Below are 21,241 nucleotides of genomic sequence, written 5' to 3' on the forward strand. Positions count from 1 at the left end.
CAATTCTAAAATTGAGTCAATTATGATTTTGTGGCAGGGAGGCCGATATGAGCGGATTGCGCGAACGACAGAAGGCGGACCGGCACCGCCGCATCATCGATGCGGCGACGGCGCTGTTCCGCGAGGCCGGCTATGAAGGCGCCAAGATCGAGGCGATCGCCGCGCAAGCGGAAGTCTCGATCGGCACCATCTACAATTACTACCAGAACAAGGGCGACATCCTCGGCGCCATCGTCTCGTTGGAAGTCAACGAGGTGCTGAATGCCGGGCGAGGGGTGGTCGCCAGCCCGCCGGCCAATGTCGGCGACGCGCTGGACACGCTGATCGGCATCTATATCGAGCACTCGCTGAATTATCTCAGCAAGGAGATGTGGCGCCAGGCGATGGCGATCTCGACGCAATTGCCCGACAGCCCCTTCGGCCAGGCCTACACCGCGCTCGACCGAGACCTGACCGAGCAGATAAGCGCGCTGATCGCGCGCCTGCAGCACATCGGCCTAGTGCGCCCGGACATCGACGGCCCGGCGGTAGGCGAGCTGATCTTCAACAACATGAACATGATGTTCATCGAGTTCGTGAAACGCGACGAGGCGAAGATACCGGAGCTGCGCGCGGCGATCCGAAGGCAGAACAGGGTGCTGGTGGCGGCGATTGGAGTGTAAATGCCTTGCCCCTGACGGAAGCGGCCCGGCCGTATAGCTGGACAAGCCGAATCCTTGGCGAAAGTAGGATCAGCGTGGCATCGACGGCAATACACCGGTCGTCGCGACAAGGTCCTGTCTCGCGTTCGGCCATGTGCGGCGGAAGATCATTGCCATGAAGACGATCATCGCGATCTGTCCGACAGGAATGAAAGTCGTCATGGTCAGGTCGCGGGCCAACAACGGTGTGGCCCAGACCACCGCAAGGATCGTTTTCTCCCAGGGCGCAAAACCTGTTTCCAATCCATGGGCGATAAAGAAAGCCAGCGCCGGCCCGAGCAGCATCATGTCGTAATCCAGCGCATAGGGTGTCGACAGAAGAGCGCCGGTCATCAAGGCGGCCGCCGCCAGCCGCCGGTCGACGCGGGCGAACCACATCCAGGCGACCATCGCGGCACAGCCCAAGGTGGAAACAGCCTGCACGCCATAAGCGAGCGGAATCGAGCCGCCCCACATGCGCACCGCTGAGAAAACCGTTTGAATCTTATACCAGCCGGTTGCGCCTTGTTCGGAAATGACGACGCGCGAGAAATGCATCATGTCGAAGAAACCGCGCCAGGTTTCCCAGCCGAAGGCCCACGCCGTTCCCAGTGTCATCGCGACAATCGTTGCGCCCGCGGCAACGATCGCGCGCCAGTAGCCACCAGCCAGAAGCGCGATGGGAATGAGCAAACCAAACTGCGGTTTGTAGGCAAGCAAGCCGAACAGGATCCCGGCCACGACCGGCCGTCGCTCCAGCGCCAACAATGCCAGAGCCATCAAGCCGGCACTGAGGAAGCCGTTGTGTCCATGACCGATATTGACGAAGACCGCGGGAAAAGCCGCCGCCACCAACAGGCAGTCCTGGATGGGCGCAATGCGACGTACCGCCGCCAGATAGAGCAGCAAGGTCGATGCCTGCCACAACAGCAGCGACAAGGCATAGGGGAGCAGGGCGAAGACCGCCGCGACGACCAGGAAGTAAGGTGGATAGCCCCAGTGAAAGAAGCCCGACGTCGGCGAGAAATAGTCTTGCTGCCGACGTTGGTGCGCCACGTTGTCGAAGGGTTCTTCCGGATGGCCTTCAAGCACGAAGCGCCCCGCCGTCCAGACTTGCGAATAGTCAGTACCCAAGGGACGATCAAAACGATCGACGCGCCCGTTCGAAGTCGCAAATAGGAAGACCATCAACAGGACGTAAAAGGTCAGCAAAGTGACGGAGATCATACGGACCCGTTCCCGGGTCAGCCAATCGCCAGTGCGCAGATGTCCGAGCATGATCTGGGTCCAGCGTCGGCACCGCCGACAGCCAAGACTGCACCGTTTTGCCTAAGATTCTGTTGACGGGTCAAACTCGCGGGAAGCCCCGCTGCGCTTCTGCGCCAAAATGGCGCGCGGCATCGACTGGGTCATTTGCGCTCGCCGGAACAAGAGTTTTTTCGGGGCGAACGGGCGCAGGATGGTGCCCCCGGCAGGGATCGAACCCGCGACCTTCGGTTTACAAAACCGCTGCTCTACCAGCTGAGCTACAAGGGCACGGCGCTCCGGTAGCACATTTCGTGCGCCAGTAAAGACAAAACTCCGTTTTGGGTTGCTAATGGACCGCAGCCGAGCCGGCATCCTGAAAATCCGTGCGCCGCTTCCTACATCTCATACAGGTGCAATCGCATCGAACGGGGTGCCGCATGATCAGATTCGTCATCATCCTGCCGCTCATCGTCGTAACCTGGCTTCTGCTGGTGAAGGCCGTCAGCGATCTCAAGAAGGCCAATATCGACTGGACCGGCATCGCCACCTTCGTCGGCTTCATCGTGCTGGCCTTCTGGCTGAGGCATGTCACGGGAATGGGGTGAAGGGAGTGAGTAGGGAGTAGTCGGTAGTGAGTAGGATAGCCAGCTACTCACTACTCACTACTCACTACCGACTACTCACTCGAAACCCTCGAACCTTTTGCCGTTTCGCCACCACTGATCTCCGAGAGGCGAATGGTCGCCTCGGTCAAGGATCCAGGAGATCATCATGTTCAAACGCACACTGACTTCCGCTCTCGCAGCCATCTTTGTCGCCGCAGGCGCGCTGGCCGCTACGGTTCAGACGTCCTCGGCTCACGGCATGCATCATCATCACCATCACTACGACGACTACGGTGACTATTGGTGGTACCACCACCATCATCATCATCATGGCAGGGTGGTCATCATCCTTTGACGCCTAAACCTGTTGCTTTCGAAGGGCGGCCTCGGCCGCCCTTTTCATTTATTACGCAACCTGGCCGACGGCCGACCGGCAACAGCCGCCGGCGGCTCCAGAAAAAATCAAAAAATCTTCGAACCTTTTTGCGCGTCGACGCGACCCATGTTCAAGAGGCGGATGGTTCGCCTCTCCAATGAAATCAAGGAGATCGTCATGTTCAAGCGCACCATCGTTTCGGGCCTCATCGCCACCACCGTCGCAGCCGGCTCGCTCGTCGGCACGGTCCAGCCTTCGGCGGCTCACAACCATCACAACCGCGAACTCGGCATCGGCATCGCCGCGGGCGTCGGCGGCTTCGTCCTCGGCAGCATGCTTGCCCAGCAGCAGCCCCGCACGGTCTATGTCGAGGAAGACGGCGGCTATGAGGGTTCCTGGCACGTCCGCCGCTGCATGGCCCGCTACGGCAGCTACGATCCGGATTCGAACACCTACATCGGCTATGACGGCTACCCGCACTATTGCCATCTGTAAGAGAAGGCGGGCCAGGAAAGAGGGGCTGCACGCGGCCCCTTTTCTTGCGTTTGAGCGTTAGACGCTAGCCTGATTGGGTCGATTTGAAGCGGACTACTTTCCTGCCTCCCCGACTTAGGAATTGGGCTTCAGCTCCGGCATCGCCAATCCCGCCGCCTTGCAGGCGCCGCTGACCGAGACGTCGTTTATCGCGACGAGTTCGAAGCTGTTCCCGGTATCGGGATAGATATTGCCGATGAAAGGCTCGTTGCCGCCGGGAGAGCCCTTGTCGTCCACATAGCCGCACACCACGATTTCGTGGCGGCCGTTCAAACTGCGCTCGCCGGCAAGCATCGTTCCAAATTTGGCGGAGATGGGGTTTTTCAAATGCTGGCGGACGCCGGCGGTGATGATCTCTTCCATTGCCAACGAGATCGGAACGGGGTCGGCCAGCGGGCTGCCGCTGGGGCCAGCTATGGGCCCGACCGGCGCCGGTGCCGCCGCCACGCATCCGCAAAGCGAAGCGGCGGATAGGAGGTAAACTGTTTTCCGCATCCGCGCCCTTTCGCATGCATCCCGACGCTCCGGCAAGACGTTCAAGCCCGGCGGTCCGGCCTGGCTAACGCCTGGGGCTCCTGCCAAGCAACCAGCGATGTACAGCGATTTTGCAAACGATTAGTCTGGCTTTGGCGCCAAGGAGGGTGGCATGGACGAGCAGGATCCCAAGGAAGAACGGGTCGAACCGGTTTTCCGCAACGGCACCATCACCATCGTCGGCATCCTGCTTGCGTTTTCGCTAGGCTTCATCACGCATTGGGCGGCCAACCCGATCCCCTGGCAGACCTACCATCTGATTGCCGTCCTGCCGATCTTGGTCGGTATTGCGCTGCAGATCCGGGCGCTTGCCATTCTGCTCGACATCAAATCCCTCCAGCGAAGCATTCATGATCGCGCCAGTCGGATATTCATCGCCGGCCTCATCTTGGCGGCCTGCGGCGTTGGGCTGGCCATCCTGCTCGATTTCTTCGACATATCGGCTAAGAGCGCCTTGCCGGGCGCGTCCTAATACGCTTTCACGCCCCCGATCATCTTGGTCACCTCGACCGCCGCTTCACGTACCAGCGGACCGATCTCGGCCAGCCGCTCGGGCGTGACCCGCACCGTCGGGCCGGACACCGAAACGCCGCCGATCGGCTCGCCATATTCGTTGAAGATGGCGGCGGCAACGCAGCGCATGCCGGGGTGGCGTTCCTCGTCGTCGACCGACCAGCCGCGGCGCTTTATGGTCGCAAGGTCGTGCGCGAGCGCCGAGATGTCGGAGAGCGTCTTGTCGGTGTAGCGCTGCAGGCCTGCCTTGCGCAGGATGGCCGCGACCCGTTCCGGCTCGAGATGCGCCAGCACGGCCTTGCCTATGCCGGAAGCATGGAAGGGGCTGCGCGTGCCCGGCCGGAAGAAGGCGCGGATCGCCTGATGTGTCTCGACCTGGCTGACGAAAACGACGCAATCGTCCTCGGCGACACCCAGATTGGCGGTTTCGCCGGTCTTCTCCATCAGCTCCTGCATGACGATGCGGGCGCGGTCGACGAGCTTGCGCCGGCGCAGGAAGGCCGCGCCCATGCGATAGGTTTCGACGCCGACCGACCAGAGCTGGTCGGTCGTGTCGAATTCGACCATGCCGTGGTTCTCCAGCGTCGTCAGCATGCGATAGGCAGTGGAGGCGGCAATGCCGCTTTGCGCCGCGATTTCGCTGAGCGACAGGCCGCTGGCCTCGGCGACAATCGCGAGGATCCGCAGCGCCCGGTCGAGCGACTGCACCGACGCTGCTTCGGATGGACCGTTGAAGGCGCGCGGCCGGCCGCGCTGGCGTTTTTCCGTCGTTTCCATGGGCGGCATTCTCGCCGATTTGATGCCGGATGCAATGAAAAAGTTTTTCAGTGGTTGTCACGGCGGGTTTTCTGGAAAACGAAAAATGAAATTAAATCAGGTAGTAATAGGTGTTTTCTAGAAATGAAAAAATATTCTGAAAAAATTGAAAAATCAAAGGCGCGCTGCCACTATCAAGCCAACCAACGAAATGGAGGCTTGTCATGGCCAGGATGCGCGCTGTCGACGCAGCGGTTCTCGTTCTCGAAAAGGAAGGCATCACCAATGCCTTCGGCGTGCCCGGTGCTGCGATCAACCCGCTCTATTCGGCGCTGAAGGCGCGCGGCACCATCCGCCACGTGCTCGCCCGCCATGTCGAGGGCGCCTCGCACATGGCCGAAGGCTATACGCGGGCCAAAGCCGGCAATATCGGGCTCTGCATCGGCACTTCCGGTCCGGCCGGCACCGACATGATCACCGGCCTCTACTCGGCTTCAGCGGACTCCATCCCGATCCTCTGCATCACCGGGCAGGCGCCGCGCGCGCGCCTCAATAAGGAAGATTTCCAGGCCGTCGACATCGCTTCGATCGCTGCACCCGTCGCCAAATGGGCCGTCACCGTCATGGAGCCCTACCTGGTGCCGATGACGCTGCAGAAGGCGTTCCATCTGATGCGCTCCTCGCGGCCGGGCCCGGTGCTGGTCGACCTGCCGCTCGACGTGCAGCTCGCCGAGATCGAATTCGACATCGACGCCTACGAGCCGCTCGCGCCCTTCAAGCCGGCAATCACGCGCGCCCAGGCCGAGAAGGCCCTTGCGATGCTCAACGAAGCGGAAAAGCCGCTGATCGTCGCCGGCGGCGGCATCATCAACGCCGATGCTTCCGACCTTTTGATCGAGTTCGCCGAAGTCACCGGCGTGCCGGTCATCCCGACGCTGATGGGCTGGGGCTCGATCCCCGACGACCACCGGTTGATGGCCGGCATGTGCGGCCTGCAGACCTCGCACCGCTACGGCAATGCGACGATGCTTGCCGCCGACTTCGTCTTCGGCATCGGCAACCGCTGGGCCAACCGCCACACCGGCTCGGTCGATGTCTACACCAAGGGCAAGAAGTTCATCCACGTCGACATCGAGCCCACCCAGATCGGCCGCGTCTTTGCGCCGGATCTCGGCCTCGTTTCGGATGCGGGTGCGGCGCTGAAGATCCTGCTCGACGTCGCCACCGAATGGCGTACGGCCGGCAAGCTGCGCGACTGGTCGGGCTGGGCCAAGGAGTGCCAGCAGCGCAAGAAGACCATGAAGCGAAAGACGCATTTCGAGCAGGTGCCGCTTAAGCCGCAGCGCGTCTATGAAGAGATGAACAAGGCGTTTGCCCGCGACACCACCTATGTCACCACGATCGGCCTGTCGCAGATCGCCGGCGCGCAGTTCCTGCATGTCTACAAGCCGCGCAACTGGATCAATTGCGGTCAGGCCGGCCCGCTCGGCTGGACGCTGCCGGCGGCGCTTGGCGTGCGCGCCGCCGATCCGGATCGCGACATCGTCGCGCTTTCCGGCGATTACGACTTCCAGTTCATGATCGAGGAGCTGGCCGTCGGCGCGCAGCACAAGCTGCCTTACATCCACGTCGTGGTGAACAACGCCTATCTCGGCCTGATCCGCCAGGCGCAGCGCGGTTTTTCGATGGATTACGAGGTGAGCCTTGCCTTCGAGAACGTCAACCGCGCGGGCGATCCGGAGGCGGGCTACGGCGTCGATCACGTCGCGGTCGCCGAGGCGATGGGCTGCAAGGCGGTCCGCGTGAGGAAGCCCGAGGAATTCGCCGGCGCCTTCAAGGAGGCGCAGCGGCTGATGAAGGAGCACCAGGTCCCGGTCGTCCTCGAATTCATCCTCGAGCGCGTCACCAACATTTCCATGGGCACGGAAATCGACAAGATCACGGAATTCGAAGATCTTGCCGAAAGCCATGAGGATGCTCCTACAGCTATAGTGATGTTGGATTAAGCTGAGCGGAAAAGGAGAAAAAAATGCCGCGTTTTTCAGCCAATCTTTCGATGCTCTTCGGCGAGCACGACTTCCTCGATCGTTTCGATGCCGCCGCCCGCGCGGGCTTCAAGGGCGTCGAATATATCGGTCCCTATGACCATGCGCCTGACGTCGTCGCGACGCGCCTGAAGAAGAACGGCCTAGGCCAGGTTCTCTTCAACCTGCCGGCCGGCGACTGGGCTAAGGGCGAGCGCGGCATTGCCGTGCTGCCGGACCGCGTGCCGGAATTCCGCCAAGGGGTCGCCAAGGCGATCACCTATGCCCATGCGCTGGGCTGCGAGCAGATCAACTGCCTGGCCGGCATCGCGCCGCAGGGCGCCGACCGCGCGGTGCTGGAAAACGTCTTTGCCGAAAACCTCGCCTTCGCGGCCGAAAAGCTGGAACAGGCCGGCATCAGGCTGCTGATCGAGCCGATCAACACCCGCGACATCCCCGGCTTCTTCCTGAATTATTCCGACCAGGCGCTGGCGCTGATCGACCGCATCGGCTCGAAGAACGTGTTCCTGCAATATGACATCTACCACATGCAGATCATGGAGGGGGATCTCGCCCGGACCATCGAGGCGAACCTGCCCCGCATCGCGCATATCCAGCTTGCGGACAATCCCGGCCGTCACGAGCCGGGGACGGGCGAGATCAATTACCCCTTCCTCTACGACCACATCGACCGTCTCGGCTATTCCGGTTGGATCGGCGCCGAATACAAGCCGAAAGCCGGCACTGAGGCAGGGTTGGGATGGTTCAGCGAATTCGCCGGGCAGGGGAGTGCGGCTGCTTAAGGGCTTCCTTCTCCCCGTCACTATACGGGGAGAAGGTGCCGGCAGGCGGATGAGGGGCAGCGCCGATCTTTCGACGAATTCGAGCTAGGAATTTCAGGAGCAAATCAATGGAAACCATCGGCTTCATCGGCCTCGGCATCATGGGCGCGCCAATGGCGGGGCATCTTCTCGACGCGGGCTATCACGTCATCGCCAGCGATCACCGCTCGAAGCCGCCGGCCGATCTCATTGCCAAGGGCCTGAAGACCACCACTGGCCACGACGCCGTGGCCAAGGCCGCCGACATCATCATCACCATGGTCCCGGATACTCCGCAGGTGGCCGACGTGCTGTTCGGCGACAACGGCGTCGCCGCTGGCCTGTCCAAGGGCAAGCTCGTCATCGACATGAGCTCGATCTCGCCGATCGCGACCAAGGAATTCGCCCAAAAAATCAACGATCTCGGCTGCGACTATCTCGACGCGCCGGTGTCGGGCGGCGAGGTCGGCGCCAAGGCAGCATCGCTCACCATCATGGTCGGCGGCGAGGACAAGGCCTTCGAGCGCGCCAGGCCGGTGTTCGAGAAGATGGGCAAGAACATCACTCTGGTCGGCCCGAACGGCGTCGGCCAGACCACCAAGGTCGCCAACCAGATCGTCGTGGCGCTGACCATCGAAGCCGTCGGCGAAGCGCTGGTTTTCGCCTCGAAGGCCGGCGCCGACCCCGCCAAGGTCCGCCAGGCGCTGATGGGCGGGCTCGCCGCTTCGCGCATCCTCGAAGTGCATGGCGAGCGCATGATCGAGCGCACCTTCGCGCCGGGCTTCCGCATCGAACTGCACCAGAAGGACCTCAACCTGGCGCTTGAGGGCGCCAAGGCGCTTGGCGTGTCGCTGCCCAACACGTCGACCACGCAGCAACTGTTCAATTCCTGCGCCGCCAATGGCGGCGGCAAGGAGGACCACTCGGCGCTGGTCAGGGCGCTGGAGCGCATGGCGGCGCATGAGGTAGGTGGGGAGGCAGCGCAAACCAAAGGCAAGGCAGCTTAGGTCAGGAGAGGGCGGCTCAACGTTCCCACGCCGCCTGCTCTTTTCCTGTCAGAGAACGGGTTCCTGCGTCATCGCTGGAACCCGTTTTCGCTTCGATGCCCAGGCACCGATCTGGGCTCAGCGCTTCAGGAATGCGTTTGCCGCGTAGAGGCTCACCGCCGCCGCATTCGACACGTTGAGCGAGTGGATCGCGCCGGGCATGTCGAGGCGGGCCAGCGCGGTTACCGTCTCGCGGGTTTTCTGACGCAGGCCCTTGCCTTCAGCGCCCAGCACCAGCGCGATTTTATCGCCGTCGAAGGTCTTTTCGAGCTCCGCCTGCCCTTCGGAATCGAGCCCGATGGTCTGGAAGCCGGCCTCGTGCAACTGCCCCAGCGCATCGGCGAGGTTCTTCACTTCGATCTGATCGATATGTTCCAGCGCGCCCGAGGCGGATTTTGCCAGCACGCCGGATTCCTGCGGACTGTGGCGGGCGGTCGTGATCAGTGCGCCGGCGCCGAAAGCGACCGCGGAGCGCAGGATCGCGCCGACATTGTGCGGGTCCGTCACCTGGTCTAGCACCAGAACCAACCTGGCGTCGCCGAGCGCGTCGAGACGCTTCGGCTTGAGCGGCTCGGCCTCGATCAGCACGCCTTGATGCACGGCGTCCGATCCGGTGATCCTGTCGATGTCCTTCGGCTCGACCAGTTCTGCCTTGAAGGGCAGGGCGGCAAGGTCGGTTATCGCCAGCCGCTCGGCGGCGTTGCGGGTCACCAGCATCTTTCTGATCTTGCGGCGCGGATTGTCGAGCGCGGCCCGCACGGTATGCAGGCCGTAAAGCCGCACCAGTCCGTCGGTGGGCGCTTCGCCTGGCGGCACCGGCTGGCGCGGCCGGAATACCGGCGCGCCGCCCGCCTTCTGATCGCGATGCGCGCGCCTAAGCTTGGCGTAATGGGTGTCCTTGCGTGTGCCGGGCTTGTTGCTTTTATCATCGCTCATGGCGGCTTCTATAGCCGTCTCGTCCGGCTAAGGATATGGGCTGAAGACATGAATGCCGGACATCCTCGAAAAACCCTCGCCGCGCCGGTTGACACCCACCGGCCTTGCCGCCATAAGGCGCTTCGCTGATTTCGGAGAAGATCTAACTCGGGCTCCGGATTGGCGAAAATGCCTCGTTGCATGGCTCCGGCGGCAGACTGGAGAGGTGCCCGAGTGGTTAAAGGGGACGGACTGTAAATCCGTTGGCTTAGCCTACGTTGGTTCGAATCCAACCCTCTCCACCACTGCCGGCCCGGAAGCCCTGAACGAAAAGTCTCGGACCGAAAGTGCATGGCGCTTTTCGGGTGAATCCGGTACTTCAGTGTAAGGCGCGGGTATAGCTCAGTGGTAGAGCAGCAGCCTTCCAAGCTGAATATGCGGGTTCGATTCCCGCTACCCGCTCCAGATTTCCTACCCTGCCGCCATTCACATAAAATGCGCCGCGCGCCTTAGCGCGCAGCGCATTGCCTTTCTTCCAGCCGCCTAGCTGTTGAAGGCCGAAGCGACCTGATGGTTCTGCGGGATCTGGCCGTTCGGCGTCAGCTTGTCGACGATACCGGGCAGCGCGGTGGAGAGCTGCTGCAGCAATTCCTGCTCGTTCATGCCGGTGCGCTGCGCGATCTCGCGGATCACCGCCGGGCCGAGCGCCGAGCCGAGATCGCCTGGGTTGATTGACTGGTTCTGGCCGGTGCCGACCCAGGAGTCGGCGACGTTGCCATGGCCGGCATCCTTCAGCTTGTCGAGCAGTCCGCCGAGACCGCCAAGCAGGCCGCCATCGGCGGACGTGTCGGTTCCCGCGGGCGTCGGCGCCGGCGCTTGCGGCGCGGCCGCCTCTTCGCCTCTGCCGCTCAGCATCTTGCCGACCAGCAGCGCGCCGAGCGCGATCATCAGGGGTTTGGTGATATTGCCGCCCGGAACGGCGTTGTCGAAAAGGCCCATCGTGGATCTCCTTGTCCAGCCAAGTCCGCCCGGCCTCAGAATGGCGCAAACGGAACGAATTTCAAGCTGTCTTGAGCTTTTGACAATCATGTGACCATGATGGCGCGGCGGGGAAACTGGAGGGAATTATGGGCATCATCAGCTGGATTATTCTGGGCCTTATCGCTGGCTTCATCGGCAGCAAGATCGTCAACAAGACCGGCGAGGGCATGATCATGGATATCGTGCTCGGCATTGTCGGCGCCATCGTTGGCGGACTGATCTTCAGCGCCTTCGGCTCGGCGGGTGTCACCGGCCTCAATATCTGGAGCCTTATCGTGGCTGTGATCGGCTCGGTCGTCGTGCTCTGGGCCTATCACCAGATTTCCGGCAAGCGCACGCTGTAAGGAACCAATGCGCGGCAGCTGAAGGGCTGCTGCCGATGGACTTGTCTAGGGCCGGCCGCGCGGGGCGCGCCGGGGCCGGCTGGTTTGCTTTGGATCGTCAGGCGGGGCAGTTCGGCAATGGCGGTGCAGATCGAAGGGCTTGCCGTTACCTACTATCCAATCCCGAAAAGCGGCACCAGCAGCGTCAAATACGCGCTCATGGCGCTTGGCGACAAACACGCCGCGCTTGCCGCGGATCCGGACAACGAGGTCCACACTCACCTGGCGACGAATTGGGTCGATCCCTTCGCGCCGGTCTATGATGGGATGGGCGGCAAGTTCACCATCGTCCGCGACCCGCTTGAGCGGCTTCTATCCGCCTACTCCAGCAGGATACTGGACGCCAACGTCCTGACCGGGCCCTCGGCAAAGGCTGAAATGCTCGCGAGCTTCGGGCTACCGTCCGATCCGGATCTCGATACTTTTGTCCTGAATGTCGAAAAATACAGCGCATGCTCGTGGGAGATCCAGTTCCATATCGCCTCGCCCCGCTGTTTTGTTGGCTCCAGCCTGTTTCTGTTCGAGCATGTCTTCAGGTTCGAGGAGATGGACAAGGTTGCGGATTTCCTGTCCTCCGCCAGCGGCAAAACAGTCGGCATGCCTCGATTGCAGACGGCCAGACACAAGGTCAGCCCGTCGGATCTGTCACCGGCCGCTCTGGCGAAGGCCATGCGCTTCTGCCGCTATGACTATGGCTTCCTGGTCGATTACTACGATTCGGCAAGATGGGGCGGCATTCCCGATGGCGATCCCGCCGAAACCTCCACGCTGCATGTCAAGGGCGATCCCACGGCGCTGCGCGACGGCCGCCTCGTCTATCCGCGAACGCTGCGCAACTTCGTTGATTTCTTGGTGCAGCGCCCGCTGAAGAGTACGGTAAAGCGCGTTGGGTGATGCGGTAACGGCTAGGCAACCATGGCCAGCCGGCGCTTGCGTTCGTCGAGCGAGACGATCGCCAGGCCGCTGGCCATGACCAAAAGGATGCCGCAGACGGCGAGCGCGTTGGGGAACTGCCCGAACACCAGCAAGCCCGAAATGACAGCCCAGACGGTGAAGCAGTAATAGAAGGGCGCGACCGCGCTAGTCGGGCCTACCCGGTAGGCCATGAAGATGAAGAAATGGCCGAAGATCAGGAACAGGCCCGCTCCGGCGATAAGCAACAGATGACGTCCTTCCGGCATCACCCATTGCTCGGACACGAGATGCGCCGCACCTGAGCCGACCAGCACCACCACGACAGCCGAGATGGCGACGATCATGCCGGGCACCTCGGCGCCCACCTTGCGGCCGGCAAGGTCGCGCACCGCCGCGAAGGCGGCGTTGCCGAGCGCCAGCAGCGCATAGACCGAAATACCTTGCATGGTCGGCTGCGCCACCATCAGCGCTCCGACAAAGCCAAGGCCGATCAGCGCCATGCGCGTGGCGCCGATCCTTTCGCCGAACAGCATTGAGGAGCCGACCAGCACGATGAGCGGCGTGACCTGGCCGAGCGCGGTGGAATCCGCGATCTGCATGTTGGCCAGGGCGACGACATAGCAAAGGATTGCCAGGAGCTCGAACAGGTTGCGGCACAGCACCTTGCGCTCGAAGAGCAGGGGGATCTGCCTCGCATAGCCCAGCATCAGAAGCAGCGGTACGCCCCACAACGTGGCGGCAGCACCCCGCAACAGGAGCACTTCATAAGGCGGCAGCCCGGCGGTCGCGAGCTTCATCATCGTGTCGTTGATGAGGTAGGACCCCGTCGAGACGATCATGAACAGCGGACCGCGGATATTGGATGGAATGAACTGCATTTGGCGAACAAGATCAGAGCGGCGCGGCGGCGGCAATGGGCCAGCCCGGAGCCTTTGATTTTACGCACGGCACCCCTATATCCGCGCCATATCCCCCTGAAATCGACCATTGGTTCGGGTCGGCGGGAATCCGCTCGGCCACAAGGCACTTGTGTTTTTCGGCCGTTGTCGCTAATCGCCCCGCATTCGACTGAACTGAAGGTCAAGGCCGTCCAAGGAAAGAGACTATGGCAAAAGGTAAATTCGAGCGCACCAAGCCGCATGTGAACATTGGCACGATCGGTCACGTCGATCATGGCAAGACGTCGCTGACGGCGGCGATCACGAAGTATTTTGGCGAATACAAGCGCTATGACCAGATCGACGCGGCGCCGGAAGAGAAGGCGCGCGGCATCACGATCTCGACGGCGCACGTCGAGTATGAGACGGCCAACCGTCACTATGCCCATGTCGACTGCCCCGGCCACGCCGACTATGTGAAGAACATGATCACGGGTGCCGCGCAGATGGACGGCGCGATCCTGGTTGTTTCGGCCGCTGACGGCCCGATGCCGCAGACCCGCGAGCACATCCTGCTTGCCCGCCAGGTCGGCGTTCCCTCGATCGTTGTGTTCCTGAACAAGGTCGACCAGGTCGACGACGCCGAGCTTCTGGAGCTGGTCGAGCTCGAGGTTCGCGAGCTTCTGTCGAAGAACGAGTTCCCCGGCGACGACATTCCGATCGTCAAGGGTTCGGCGCTGGCTGCGTTGGAAGACAGCAACAAGACCATCGGCGAGGACGCCATCCGCGAGCTGATGGCTCAGGTCGACGCCTACATCCCGACCCCGGTTCGTCCGCTGGACAAGCCGTTCCTGATGCCGATCGAGGACGTGTTCTCGATCTCGGGCCGCGGCACGGTGGTGACCGGCCGCGTCGAGCGCGGCGTGGTCAAGGTCGGCGAGGAGCTGGAGATCGTCGGCATTCGTCCGACCACCAAGACGACCTGCACGGGCGTCGAGATGTTCCGCAAGCTGCTCGACCAGGGCCAGGCCGGCGACAACATCGGCGCGCTGCTGCGCGGCGTCGACCGTGAAGGTGTCGAGCGCGGCCAGGTTCTGGCCAAGCCCGGCACGGTGAAGCCGCACAAGAAGTTCGTGGCCGAAGCCTACATCCTGACCAAGGACGAGGGCGGCCGTCACACGCCGTTCTTCACCAACTACCGTCCGCAGTTCTACTTCCGCACGACGGACGTGACGGGCATCGTGACGCTGCCGGCCGGCACCGAGATGGTGATGCCTGGCGACAACATCACCGTCGACGTCGAGCTGATCGTGCCGATCGCGATGGAAGAGAAGCTGCGCTTCGCCATCCGTGAAGGCGGCCGCACCGTCGGTGCCGGCATCGTCGTCACCATCAAAGAGTAATCGATCCGGCACTTGCCAGTTCGACACGGAAAGGGCGGTCTTCGGACCGCCCTTTTGCTTAGGAGCGGTATCGCGCGGACCTCTTCAATTCTGTTGCAAGCATCGTTGTCACAACTAGTATGGGTCGTACCGAGGGGCTTGCCAGACGTGGTTTCCACATTCCGTTCAAAGACCATGCGGTGTAGGCGCGGGCTGCTTCGGCTGGGATTGGCCGCCGCCATGGGGCTGGCCGCCTTCGGCGCCGCCGCGAAGGAAGAGCCGCCGGACTACGGCCCGACGATGCGCTTCGTCGTCGTGCGCAGCAGCGCGCCGGGCTGCGAGCCGAACTGCCCGGAATGGATTTCGGCCGAAGGCACGATCGAGGCCGACACGCCGGTGCTGCTGAAGCGCCTGCTGAAGACGCTCGGCGGAAGGCCGCTGCCGATCGTCGTCAATTCTCCCGGCGGCAATGTCGATGCCGCGATCCAGCTGGGCCGCATGGTCCGCAAGAACAAGCTCGATATCGCGGTCGGCATCACCGAGTTTTCCGGCTGCTCGCCGGCGATGAAGGATTGCCGGGACAATGGCGGCAAGGGCCAGCCCTATTTGGGCGTCGCTCATGACAGCGGCGCGATGTGCAATTCGGCGTGCCCGCTGATGTTTGCCGGCGGCATCCGCCGCGTGGTCGGCGAATGGGCCTATCTCGGCGTCCACGAGATCACCACCACCTACCGTCGTGAGAAGCTGCTCTACCGCACGACCTATCGGATCGTGAACGGCAAGAAGAAGATCATCAGCACCAGGATCGTCAGCCGCAAGAACGCCGGCAGCTACAAGACCTACGAGATGAGCAAGACGGTCGAGAAGCGACTGTCGGCCTATCTGAAGGAGATGGGCGTCGAGCAGGGCGTGCTGGATGTGATCAAGGCGACGCCTGCCAGCGACATCAGGCAGATCGAGCCCGAGGACATGTTGGAGATGAAGCTCGTCACCAGCCTCGATTCGCTCGATTTGCTGACCGAGAGAACCATCTGCCAGCGCCATCCGGCGCCGGCGAATTGCCGCGAGGTTCCCACGGACGGCGCGACCGCCGCGGTCGCGGCAGTCGAGGCCAAGCCGGCTTCTCCTCGACCGACGGAAGCCGCGCCTTCGCAAAGTCAAGACGAGGAAATGCGCTTCGCTTTGGTTCGCGGCAGCAACCCGCTCTGCAATCCGGATTGCCCCGAATGGATTTCAGCCGAAGGCACCATCACCGCCGCCACGCCCGACAAACTGCGTCAACTGCTTGACGATGCCGGCGGGCGCAGGCTGCCGGTGGTCATCAGTTCGCCTGGCGGCGACGTGGAAGGCGCGCTTGACGCGGGCCGCCTGATCCGCGAGCGCAAGCTCGATGTGGCGGTCGCTCGGACGGACTTCCTGGATTGCGATCCCGGCGCTGTCGGTTGTTCCGCCGAGGATGGCTTCCATACCGGCCTCACGGTGGATGCGGGCGGCGCGTGCGGCTCTGCCTGCGCGATAATGATCGCGGGAGGCGTCAGGCGTCTCGTCGGCTCGACCGCCCATCTCAGCCTGAGCTCCGTGGGGATGGGCGACAAGGTCAAGGCCTATCTCGACGAGATGGCGATCGGCCCGGCGCTGTTCTCGGCCATGCAAGCGGTGCTCTATGCGAGCGGTAGGGAACTCAGCCAGAGCGAGATGCAGAATTTCGGATTGACGACCGGGCCGCAGTCGGTAGATGCGCTGACGGGCGCCACCATTTGCAGATCCGAGCCCAGGCCGGACAATTGCCGGTTCCTTCCGGCTGCCGATGCCGAGGCGAAGGCACCGGCGAAGCTCTGAAGCCCGATACTGGCCATGGAGCGAGGTTGAGCAGGCTGGGGCGCTGCCGCTATGTTGCTCGTGCCTGTATGCACAGTGGAGGAGCGGCGATGAGCGAGGACATCCCGACTTTGTACGAATGGGCCGGCGGCAGCGAGGCGCTGAACCGGCTGACTCGGACCTTTTATGACAAGGTGGCGGCGGATCCGGTCGTCGGGCCGGTGTTCAGGCAAATGTCGCCGGATCACCCCGCGCATGTCGCAGCCTTCATCGGCGAGGTCTTCGGTGGGCCGAAGACCTACAGCGAGAAACATGGCGGCCATCGCGAGATGGTGATGCATCACCTTGGCAAGCATCTGACCGAGGAGCAGCGCCGCCGCTGGATCAATCTCCTTGCCGACGCGGCGGATGAGGTGGGCCTGCCGGACGACCCCGAGTTCCGTTCCGCCTTCATGAGTTATGTCGAATGGGGATCGCGGCTGGCGAGGATGAACTCGAATCTGGGCGAGACCTGCGATCCCGAAACCGAGCCGATGCCGGCCTGGGGGTGGGGCGTGCCCGGCGGGCCCTACAAGCCGCCGGCCGGAAAGTCTTAAGCGCGGGCGCACTGTTTTGCGGGCGCGATCCGCTTCAGGTGCAAATGGAAACCAGATTTCCGGCAAAGGTCCCGAAACCGCTGCTGAGTGCTCTTTACAGAGTGCCCGGAAGCTTTTAGGAAGCGCCTGCGCCGAACAAGCGCATGCACGGGCATAGCTCAGTTGGTAGAGCGGCGGTCTCCAAAACCGCAGGTCGTAGGTTCGAGCCCTGCTGCCCGTGCCATCTCCCCGAAGGTGGCAAAACGAAGCCTCCGCGGTTGAAAATCGGCGGGTGGCTTGCCATTTAGCAGGAATTGGGGCATAAGCCCCGCATAGCCGGGACGGGACGACTGGATGGTTCCGAGGCGGCGTTAGGACATAAAGCGGACCCTTGCCACTTGCGTGGATTAAGAATCGGTTTTATGTAGACAAGACAGACACGCGACGCGTGGAGCTGGGAAGCCGGCTTTACGCGTCTGATTTGCGTGGGTGAAATAGCGGTGCTGATTCGCGCCGCATAGAGCCCAGGCGGCACGTCCCGGTCAGCGGGATCATCCAGGAGGCCCGGCCAACGGGTCTTGAAAACAGGCGGCACATGGCTTCGAAAACCACTAATCCCTTTACCTTTCTCCAGCAGGTTCGCGCGGAGACGGCCAAGGTGACATGGCCCTCGCGGCGCGAAACCATGATCTCGACTGTTATGGTCCTGATATTCGCGGTGATCGCGATGCTGTTCTTCTTCGCTGCCGATATTCTGATGGGCTATGCGATCGAGTGGATCCTGGGTCTCGGACATTAATTCGGCGGTTTACGGAGAGGTCGTGAAATGACTGCGCGGTGGTATATCGTCCACGCCTATTCGAACTTCGAGAAGAAGGTCGCCGAGGACATCGAGAACAAGGCCAAGCAGAAGGGCCTGTCCGGTGAGATCGAGCAGATCGTGGTTCCGACCGAGAAGGTCGTTGAGATCCGTCGCGGCCGCAAGGTCGATGCCGAGCGCAAATTCTTCCCGGGCTATGTGCTGTTGAAGGCCAACCTGACGGACGCCGTGTTCTCGCTGGTCAAGAACACGCCGAAGGTCACCGGCTTCCTGGGCGACTCCAAGCCCGTGCCGATCACCGAGACCGAGGCGCAGCGCATCCTGAACCAGGTCCAGGAAGGCGTCGAGCGACCGAAGCCTTCGGTCACCTTCGAGATCGGCGAGGCGATCCGCGTTTCGGACGGTCCTTTCGCGTCGTTCAACGGCGTCGTCCAGGAAGTGGACGAGGAGCGGGCCCGCCTCAAGGTGGAAGTTTCGATCTTCGGGCGCGCCGTGCCCGTCGATCTGGAATTCGGACAGGTCGAAAAGGGCTGATCCGTAAAGCCGCGCCGCAAGGCGTCGGCACGCCCGCGCCGAAAGGCGTCGGGGCGGTGTGAAAAGCGCCGCGTGAACGGGTGGGAGGCGAAGGCGGCATAGCCGGTCGTCGGAACCGTACCACCAGACTGCAACCGCCGGCGTTCCCCGGATAAAGGGGCCGGCATGAGAAAAGGCAGGAATAGAGATGGCTAAGAAAGTTGCAGGCCAGCTCAAGCTCCAGGTTGCCGCGGGCTCGGCCACGCCGTCGCCCCCGATCGGCCCGGCGCTTGGTCAGCGCGGCATCAACATCATGGAATTCTGCAAGGCGTTCAACGCGCAGACCCAGGAGCTCGAGAAGGGATCGCCGATCCCGGTCGTCATCACCTACTACCAGGACAAGTCGTTCACCTTCGTCATGAAGACGCCGCCGGTGAGCTACTTCCTGAAGAAGGCAGCCAACCTGAAGTCGGGCTCCAAGGAGCCAGGCAAGACCAAGGTCGGCACGATCAGCCGCGACAAGGTGCGCGCGATCGCCGAGCAGAAGATGAAGGACCTGAACGCAAACGACGTCGAGGCGGCCATGCGCATGGTCGAGGGTTCCGCCCGCTCGATGGGCCTGGAAGTGGTGGGCTAAGATCATGGCAAAGATTGCAAAGCGTATTGCCAAGAGCCGCGAAGGCATCGATCCGAACAAGGCTTACGCCCTCTCCGAGGCGCTGCAGCTGCTCAAGGACCGGTCCAAGGTGAAGTTCGACGAGACCGTCGAGATCTCGATGAACCTCGGCGTCGATCCGCGCCATGCCGACCAGATGGTCCGCGGCGTGGTCAACCTGCCGAACGGCACCGGGCGCTCGGTGCGCGTCGCCGTGTTCGCCCGTGGCGACAAGGCCGAGGAAGCCAAGGCCGCCGGCGCCGATATCGTTGGCGCCGAGGACCTGGTCGACATCGTCCAGAAGGGCACGATCGATTTCGATCGCTGCATCGCCACGCCGGACATGATGCCGCTGGTCGGTCGTCTGGGTAAGGTGCTCGGCCCGCGCGGCATGATGCCGAACCCGAAGGTCGGCACCGTGACCACTGATGTGGCCGCGGCCGTCAAGGCTTCGAAGGGCGGCGCCGTCGAGTTCCGCGTCGAGAAGGCAGGCATCGTCCAGGCCGGCGTCGGCAAGGTCTCGTTCGACGTCAAGGCGCTGGAAGAAAATGTCCGCGCCTTCGCGGACGCAGTGACCAAGGCCAAGCCCGCGGGCGCCAAGGGCAACTACGTCAAGAAGGTGTCGGTCACCTCGACGATGGGCCCCGGCCTCAAGCTCGACATCGCGACGCTCGCCGCGTCGTAAGTGTCGTCTGACCGGCTTCAGGCCGGTCGCTAGAGCATGATCCCGAAAAGCGGGAACCGGTTTTCGGTAAAGATCATGCTCCACGAAGAAGAATTCCGGACCGCCGATCCGTCGGCGGCCCGGTACCCCGGAAGCCGAAAGGTTTCCGGATATCCTGTCCGAGATTGCAGGCGGCCCAAAGCCTTAATTCACTTGGGCCTGCATGAGACGGGTGAAGACCCGACAAAGGAGCCAAGGCTCCAATGAAAGGTTCGAACCGTGTTTGCCTTTTGTCTGCGCACTATCCGGCTTGCCGGCTGGTGTGGCGAAAGGGGGCAGGATCCTCGAGCGTCGTTCGGGAGATCCGTTACTGGATGCCCGGCCGGCAAAAGGCAACCCGACTTCTGACCTCGTTAATGGGGCAGGGGTCAACTGGAGATAGGCAGTGGACAGAGCGGAAAAACGCGAACTCGTCACGGGCCTGAATGATGCGTTTTCAAGCGCTGGTTCAGTCGTCGTGGCCCACTACGCCGGTATCACCGTCGCGCAAATGAACGACCTTCGGTCGAAGATGCGCGCTGCCGGTGGCACCGTCAAAGTCGCGAAGAACCGTCTCGCCAAGATCGCTCTTCAGGGCACGGACTCCGCATCGATCATCGATCTGTTCAAGGGACAGACGCTGGTCGCTTATTCGGAGGATCCGATTGCGGCGCCAAAGGTCGCGTCCGATTTCGCCAAGGGGAATGACAAGTTGGTCATTCTCGGTGGCGCGATGGGTTCGACCTCGCTCGACGCCGACGGTGTGAAGGCACTCGCCACACTACCGTCGCTCGACGAGCTGCGCGCCAGGCTGGTTGGCATGATCGCCACGCCGGCTACCCGGATCGCCCAGATCGTCAATGCGCCCGCGGCTTCGGTCGCGCGTGTCATCGGCGCTTACGCCCGGAAGGACGAGGCGGCATGAGGCCGTTCCTCGCTGTCAACAACACACGTTCGAACCAACTAAAGGAATATCAAAATGGCTGATCTCGCAAAGATCGTAGACGACCTTTCGAAGCTGACCGTCCTCGAGGCGGCTGAGCTGTCGAAGCTCCTGGAAGAAAAGTGGGGCGTTTCGGCTGCTGCTCCGGTGGCGGTTGCCGCTGCTGGCGGCGCTGGTGCCGCTGCCGCTGCTCCGGCTGAAGAGAAGACGGAATTCGATGTCGTTCTCGCCGATGCCGGCGCCCAGAAGATCAACGTCATCAAGGAAGTCCGCGCCATCACCGGCCTTGGCCTCAAGGAAGCCAAGGACCTGGTCGAAGCGGCTCCGAAGCCGGTCAAGGAAGGCGTTTCCAAGGCCGATGCCGACAAGTTCAAGGCTCAGCTGGAAGCAGCTGGCGCCAAGGTCGAGCTGAAGTAAGCCTGTTAGGCGAGGGCGGACGGTCTCGCGCCGTCCGCCCCCTCCCTTGGACTGAGGGAGGGCTTTGTTGCGCGAGGCGTTTGAAAACCTCTTTCCTGAGGGCCGAAAAGCGGCCTTCCGGAAACGGGTTTTCTCCCGTTTTAGCC

The 21,241-nt window shown here is 62.5% G+C and carries 25 protein-coding genes and 4 tRNA genes; 22 read left to right on the plus strand and 7 right to left on the minus strand.

The window, feature by feature from the left end; translation table 11 throughout:
* Positions 1-47 precede the first annotated feature (47 nt).
* On the plus strand, positions 48-662 hold the full coding sequence (locus tag WDX12_RS26195; RefSeq protein ID WP_320297999.1) for a TetR/AcrR family transcriptional regulator: 615 nt from the start codon (positions 48-50) through the stop codon (positions 660-662).
* A gap of 69 nt (positions 663-731) precedes the next feature.
* Here WDX12_RS26195 and WDX12_RS26200 read toward each other — a convergent pair whose 3' ends face one another.
* A complete protein-coding gene (locus WDX12_RS26200; protein WP_434722559.1) occupies positions 732-1,958 on the minus strand; it encodes a glycosyltransferase family 87 protein in 1,227 nt (408 codons plus the stop codon).
* 182 nt (positions 1,959-2,140) lie between these two features.
* Positions 2,141-2,216: transfer RNA gene (locus WDX12_RS26205), tRNA-Thr, on the minus strand.
* Between the two features lie 149 nt (positions 2,217-2,365).
* Here WDX12_RS26205 and WDX12_RS26210 point away from each other — a divergent pair.
* The 3 genes from WDX12_RS26210 (at position 2,366) to WDX12_RS26220 (ending at position 3,404) form a co-directional block, all read left to right on the plus strand.
* On the plus strand, positions 2,366-2,533 hold the full coding sequence (locus WDX12_RS26210) for a hypothetical protein (protein WP_434722560.1): 168 nt from the start codon (positions 2,366-2,368) through the stop codon (positions 2,531-2,533).
* 166 nt (positions 2,534-2,699) lie between these two features.
* Positions 2,700-2,888, plus strand: coding sequence for a hypothetical protein (locus WDX12_RS26215; RefSeq protein ID WP_434722561.1), 189 nt, complete (start codon positions 2,700-2,702; stop codon positions 2,886-2,888).
* A 198-nt stretch (positions 2,889-3,086) separates the two neighbouring features.
* A complete protein-coding gene (locus tag WDX12_RS26220) occupies positions 3,087-3,404 on the plus strand; it encodes a BA14K family protein (RefSeq protein ID WP_434722562.1) in 318 nt (105 codons plus the stop codon).
* A gap of 114 nt (positions 3,405-3,518) precedes the next feature.
* Here the strand turns inward: WDX12_RS26220 and WDX12_RS26225 are convergent, their stop codons facing one another.
* A complete protein-coding gene (locus WDX12_RS26225) occupies positions 3,519-3,806 on the minus strand; it encodes a hypothetical protein (RefSeq protein WP_434722563.1) in 288 nt (95 codons plus the stop codon).
* Positions 3,807-4,089: 283 nt separating this feature from the next.
* Between WDX12_RS26225 and WDX12_RS26230 the strand changes: the two genes are divergently transcribed.
* A complete protein-coding gene (locus WDX12_RS26230; RefSeq protein ID WP_041006281.1) occupies positions 4,090-4,449 on the plus strand; it encodes a hypothetical protein in 360 nt (119 codons plus the stop codon).
* Here WDX12_RS26230 and bhcR read toward each other — a convergent pair.
* Positions 4,446-5,267 (minus strand): HTH-type transcriptional regulator BhcR, encoded by an 822-nt coding sequence (gene bhcR, locus WDX12_RS26235; protein WP_434722564.1) that lies wholly within the window; start codon positions 5,265-5,267, stop codon positions 4,446-4,448. The genes WDX12_RS26230 and bhcR overlap by 4 nt on opposite strands.
* A 203-nt stretch (positions 5,268-5,470) precedes the next feature.
* Here bhcR and gcl point away from each other — a divergent pair, with 203 nt between their 5' ends.
* The 3 genes from gcl (at position 5,471) to WDX12_RS26250 (ending at position 9,098) form a co-directional block, all read left to right on the plus strand.
* Positions 5,471-7,252 (plus strand): glyoxylate carboligase, encoded by a 1,782-nt coding sequence (gene gcl / locus WDX12_RS26240; protein ID WP_320297993.1) that lies wholly within the window; start codon positions 5,471-5,473, stop codon positions 7,250-7,252.
* A 23-nt stretch (positions 7,253-7,275) separates the two neighbouring features.
* Positions 7,276-8,073 (plus strand): hydroxypyruvate isomerase, encoded by a 798-nt coding sequence (gene hyi, locus WDX12_RS26245; protein WP_434722565.1) that lies wholly within the window; start codon positions 7,276-7,278, stop codon positions 8,071-8,073.
* A 107-nt stretch (positions 8,074-8,180) separates the two neighbouring features.
* Positions 8,181-9,098 carry a 2-hydroxy-3-oxopropionate reductase gene (locus WDX12_RS26250; protein ID WP_434722566.1) on the plus strand — a complete coding sequence of 306 codons (918 nt, stop codon included), beginning with the start codon at positions 8,181-8,183 and terminating at the stop codon, positions 9,096-9,098.
* Positions 9,099-9,215: 117 nt separating this feature from the next.
* Here WDX12_RS26250 and WDX12_RS26255 read toward each other — a convergent pair whose 3' ends face one another.
* Complete coding sequence (locus WDX12_RS26255) at positions 9,216-10,073, minus strand: TrmH family RNA methyltransferase (protein ID WP_434722567.1); 858 nt, start codon at positions 10,071-10,073, stop codon at positions 9,216-9,218.
* A 199-nt stretch (positions 10,074-10,272) separates the two neighbouring features.
* Between WDX12_RS26255 and WDX12_RS26260 the strand changes: the two genes are divergently transcribed.
* Positions 10,273-10,357: transfer RNA gene (locus WDX12_RS26260), tRNA-Tyr, on the plus strand.
* Between the two features lie 86 nt (positions 10,358-10,443).
* Positions 10,444-10,517, plus strand: a tRNA-Gly gene (locus WDX12_RS26265).
* 78 nt (positions 10,518-10,595) lie between these two features.
* Here the strand turns inward: WDX12_RS26265 and WDX12_RS26270 are convergent.
* Positions 10,596-11,051: a YidB family protein gene (locus tag WDX12_RS26270; RefSeq protein ID WP_320297989.1), complete on the minus strand. Its 456-nt coding sequence runs from the start codon at positions 11,049-11,051 to the stop codon at positions 10,596-10,598.
* A 128-nt stretch (positions 11,052-11,179) separates the two neighbouring features.
* On the opposite strand from WDX12_RS26270, the gene WDX12_RS26275 reads away from it, so the two are divergent.
* The gene (locus tag WDX12_RS26275; protein ID WP_434722568.1) at positions 11,180-11,437 is read left to right on the plus strand and encodes a GlsB/YeaQ/YmgE family stress response membrane protein; all 258 of its coding nucleotides are present in this window, start codon (positions 11,180-11,182) and stop codon (positions 11,435-11,437) included.
* Positions 11,438-11,554: 117 nt separating this feature from the next.
* Positions 11,555-12,370, plus strand: coding sequence for a sulfotransferase family 2 domain-containing protein (locus WDX12_RS26280; protein WP_434722569.1), 816 nt, complete (start codon positions 11,555-11,557; stop codon positions 12,368-12,370).
* A gap of 11 nt (positions 12,371-12,381) precedes the next feature.
* Here the strand turns inward: WDX12_RS26280 and WDX12_RS26285 are convergent, their stop codons facing one another.
* On the minus strand, positions 12,382-13,269 hold the full coding sequence (locus WDX12_RS26285) for a DMT family transporter (RefSeq protein WP_434722570.1): 888 nt from the start codon (positions 13,267-13,269) through the stop codon (positions 12,382-12,384).
* A 227-nt stretch (positions 13,270-13,496) separates the two neighbouring features.
* On the opposite strand from WDX12_RS26285, the gene tuf reads away from it, so the two are divergent.
* The 10 genes from tuf to rplL all read left to right on the plus strand — a co-directional run bounded on the left by tuf (position 13,497) and on the right by rplL (position 21,095).
* Entirely contained in the window at positions 13,497-14,672 is a 1,176-nt protein-coding gene (gene tuf, locus WDX12_RS26290; protein WP_095765516.1) for an elongation factor Tu, read from the plus strand.
* Between the two features lie 219 nt (positions 14,673-14,891).
* Positions 14,892-16,490, plus strand: coding sequence for a hypothetical protein (locus tag WDX12_RS26295; RefSeq protein ID WP_320298080.1), 1,599 nt, complete (start codon positions 14,892-14,894; stop codon positions 16,488-16,490).
* 89 nt (positions 16,491-16,579) lie between these two features.
* The gene (locus tag WDX12_RS26300; protein WP_434722571.1) at positions 16,580-17,065 is read left to right on the plus strand and encodes a group II truncated hemoglobin; all 486 of its coding nucleotides are present in this window, start codon (positions 16,580-16,582) and stop codon (positions 17,063-17,065) included.
* A 147-nt stretch (positions 17,066-17,212) separates the two neighbouring features.
* Positions 17,213-17,288: transfer RNA gene (locus WDX12_RS26305), tRNA-Trp, on the plus strand.
* A gap of 351 nt (positions 17,289-17,639) precedes the next feature.
* A complete protein-coding gene (gene secE, locus WDX12_RS26310; RefSeq protein WP_095765634.1) occupies positions 17,640-17,843 on the plus strand; it encodes a preprotein translocase subunit SecE in 204 nt (67 codons plus the stop codon).
* Positions 17,844-17,870: 27 nt separating this feature from the next.
* Positions 17,871-18,398 (plus strand): transcription termination/antitermination protein NusG, encoded by a 528-nt coding sequence (gene nusG / locus WDX12_RS26315; protein WP_041003121.1) that lies wholly within the window; start codon positions 17,871-17,873, stop codon positions 18,396-18,398.
* A 187-nt stretch (positions 18,399-18,585) separates the two neighbouring features.
* Positions 18,586-19,014, plus strand: coding sequence for a 50S ribosomal protein L11 (rplK, locus tag WDX12_RS26320; RefSeq protein ID WP_042642146.1), 429 nt, complete (start codon positions 18,586-18,588; stop codon positions 19,012-19,014).
* A 4-nt stretch (positions 19,015-19,018) separates the two neighbouring features.
* On the plus strand, positions 19,019-19,717 hold the full coding sequence (gene rplA, locus WDX12_RS26325) for a 50S ribosomal protein L1 (RefSeq protein WP_140637120.1): 699 nt from the start codon (positions 19,019-19,021) through the stop codon (positions 19,715-19,717).
* A gap of 424 nt (positions 19,718-20,141) precedes the next feature.
* On the plus strand, positions 20,142-20,660 hold the full coding sequence (rplJ, locus tag WDX12_RS26330) for a 50S ribosomal protein L10 (protein ID WP_320297984.1): 519 nt from the start codon (positions 20,142-20,144) through the stop codon (positions 20,658-20,660).
* 54 nt (positions 20,661-20,714) lie between these two features.
* Positions 20,715-21,095: a 50S ribosomal protein L7/L12 gene (gene rplL / locus WDX12_RS26335; RefSeq protein ID WP_059189560.1), complete on the plus strand. Its 381-nt coding sequence runs from the start codon at positions 20,715-20,717 to the stop codon at positions 21,093-21,095.
* The last annotated feature ends 146 nt before the right edge of the window (positions 21,096-21,241 follow it).

The organism is Mesorhizobium sp. RIZ17, from assembly GCF_051127865.1.
GTDB classification, from domain to species: Bacteria; Pseudomonadota; Alphaproteobacteria; order Rhizobiales; family Rhizobiaceae; genus Mesorhizobium; species Mesorhizobium humile.

Coding starts and splice junctions, on each gene's coding strand:
- tuf (WP_095765516.1), top strand. CDS start 13,497: ATGGCAAAAGGTAAATTCGAGCGCACCAAGCCGCATGTGAACATTGGC.
- WDX12_RS26200 (WP_434722559.1), bottom strand. CDS start 1,958: ATGCTCGGACATCTGCGCACTGGCGATTGGCTGACCCGGGAACGGGTC.
- WDX12_RS26270 (WP_320297989.1), bottom strand. CDS start 11,051: ATGGGCCTTTTCGACAACGCCGTTCCGGGCGGCAATATCACCAAACCC.
- WDX12_RS26210 (WP_434722560.1), top strand. CDS start 2,366: ATGATCAGATTCGTCATCATCCTGCCGCTCATCGTCGTAACCTGGCTT.
- WDX12_RS26280 (WP_434722569.1), top strand. CDS start 11,555: ATGGCGGTGCAGATCGAAGGGCTTGCCGTTACCTACTATCCAATCCCG.
- WDX12_RS26275 (WP_434722568.1), top strand. CDS start 11,180: ATGGGCATCATCAGCTGGATTATTCTGGGCCTTATCGCTGGCTTCATC.
- rplA (WP_140637120.1), top strand. CDS start 19,019: ATGGCAAAGATTGCAAAGCGTATTGCCAAGAGCCGCGAAGGCATCGAT.
- WDX12_RS26285 (WP_434722570.1), bottom strand. CDS start 13,269: ATGCAGTTCATTCCATCCAATATCCGCGGTCCGCTGTTCATGATCGTC.
- bhcR (WP_434722564.1), bottom strand. CDS start 5,267: ATGGAAACGACGGAAAAACGCCAGCGCGGCCGGCCGCGCGCCTTCAAC.
- rplL (WP_059189560.1), top strand. CDS start 20,715: ATGGCTGATCTCGCAAAGATCGTAGACGACCTTTCGAAGCTGACCGTC.
- WDX12_RS26225 (WP_434722563.1), bottom strand. CDS start 3,806: ATGGAAGAGATCATCACCGCCGGCGTCCGCCAGCATTTGAAAAACCCC.
- WDX12_RS26230 (WP_041006281.1), top strand. CDS start 4,090: ATGGACGAGCAGGATCCCAAGGAAGAACGGGTCGAACCGGTTTTCCGC.
- secE (WP_095765634.1), top strand. CDS start 17,640: ATGGCTTCGAAAACCACTAATCCCTTTACCTTTCTCCAGCAGGTTCGC.
- nusG (WP_041003121.1), top strand. CDS start 17,871: ATGACTGCGCGGTGGTATATCGTCCACGCCTATTCGAACTTCGAGAAG.
- WDX12_RS26250 (WP_434722566.1), top strand. CDS start 8,181: ATGGAAACCATCGGCTTCATCGGCCTCGGCATCATGGGCGCGCCAATG.
- rplK (WP_042642146.1), top strand. CDS start 18,586: ATGGCTAAGAAAGTTGCAGGCCAGCTCAAGCTCCAGGTTGCCGCGGGC.
- gcl (WP_320297993.1), top strand. CDS start 5,471: ATGGCCAGGATGCGCGCTGTCGACGCAGCGGTTCTCGTTCTCGAAAAG.
- WDX12_RS26300 (WP_434722571.1), top strand. CDS start 16,580: ATGAGCGAGGACATCCCGACTTTGTACGAATGGGCCGGCGGCAGCGAG.
- WDX12_RS26255 (WP_434722567.1), bottom strand. CDS start 10,073: ATGAGCGATGATAAAAGCAACAAGCCCGGCACACGCAAGGACACCCAT.
- hyi (WP_434722565.1), top strand. CDS start 7,276: ATGCCGCGTTTTTCAGCCAATCTTTCGATGCTCTTCGGCGAGCACGAC.
- WDX12_RS26220 (WP_434722562.1), top strand. CDS start 3,087: ATGTTCAAGCGCACCATCGTTTCGGGCCTCATCGCCACCACCGTCGCA.
- WDX12_RS26295 (WP_320298080.1), top strand. CDS start 14,892: ATGGGGCTGGCCGCCTTCGGCGCCGCCGCGAAGGAAGAGCCGCCGGAC.
- WDX12_RS26215 (WP_434722561.1), top strand. CDS start 2,700: ATGTTCAAACGCACACTGACTTCCGCTCTCGCAGCCATCTTTGTCGCC.
- WDX12_RS26195 (WP_320297999.1), top strand. CDS start 48: ATGAGCGGATTGCGCGAACGACAGAAGGCGGACCGGCACCGCCGCATC.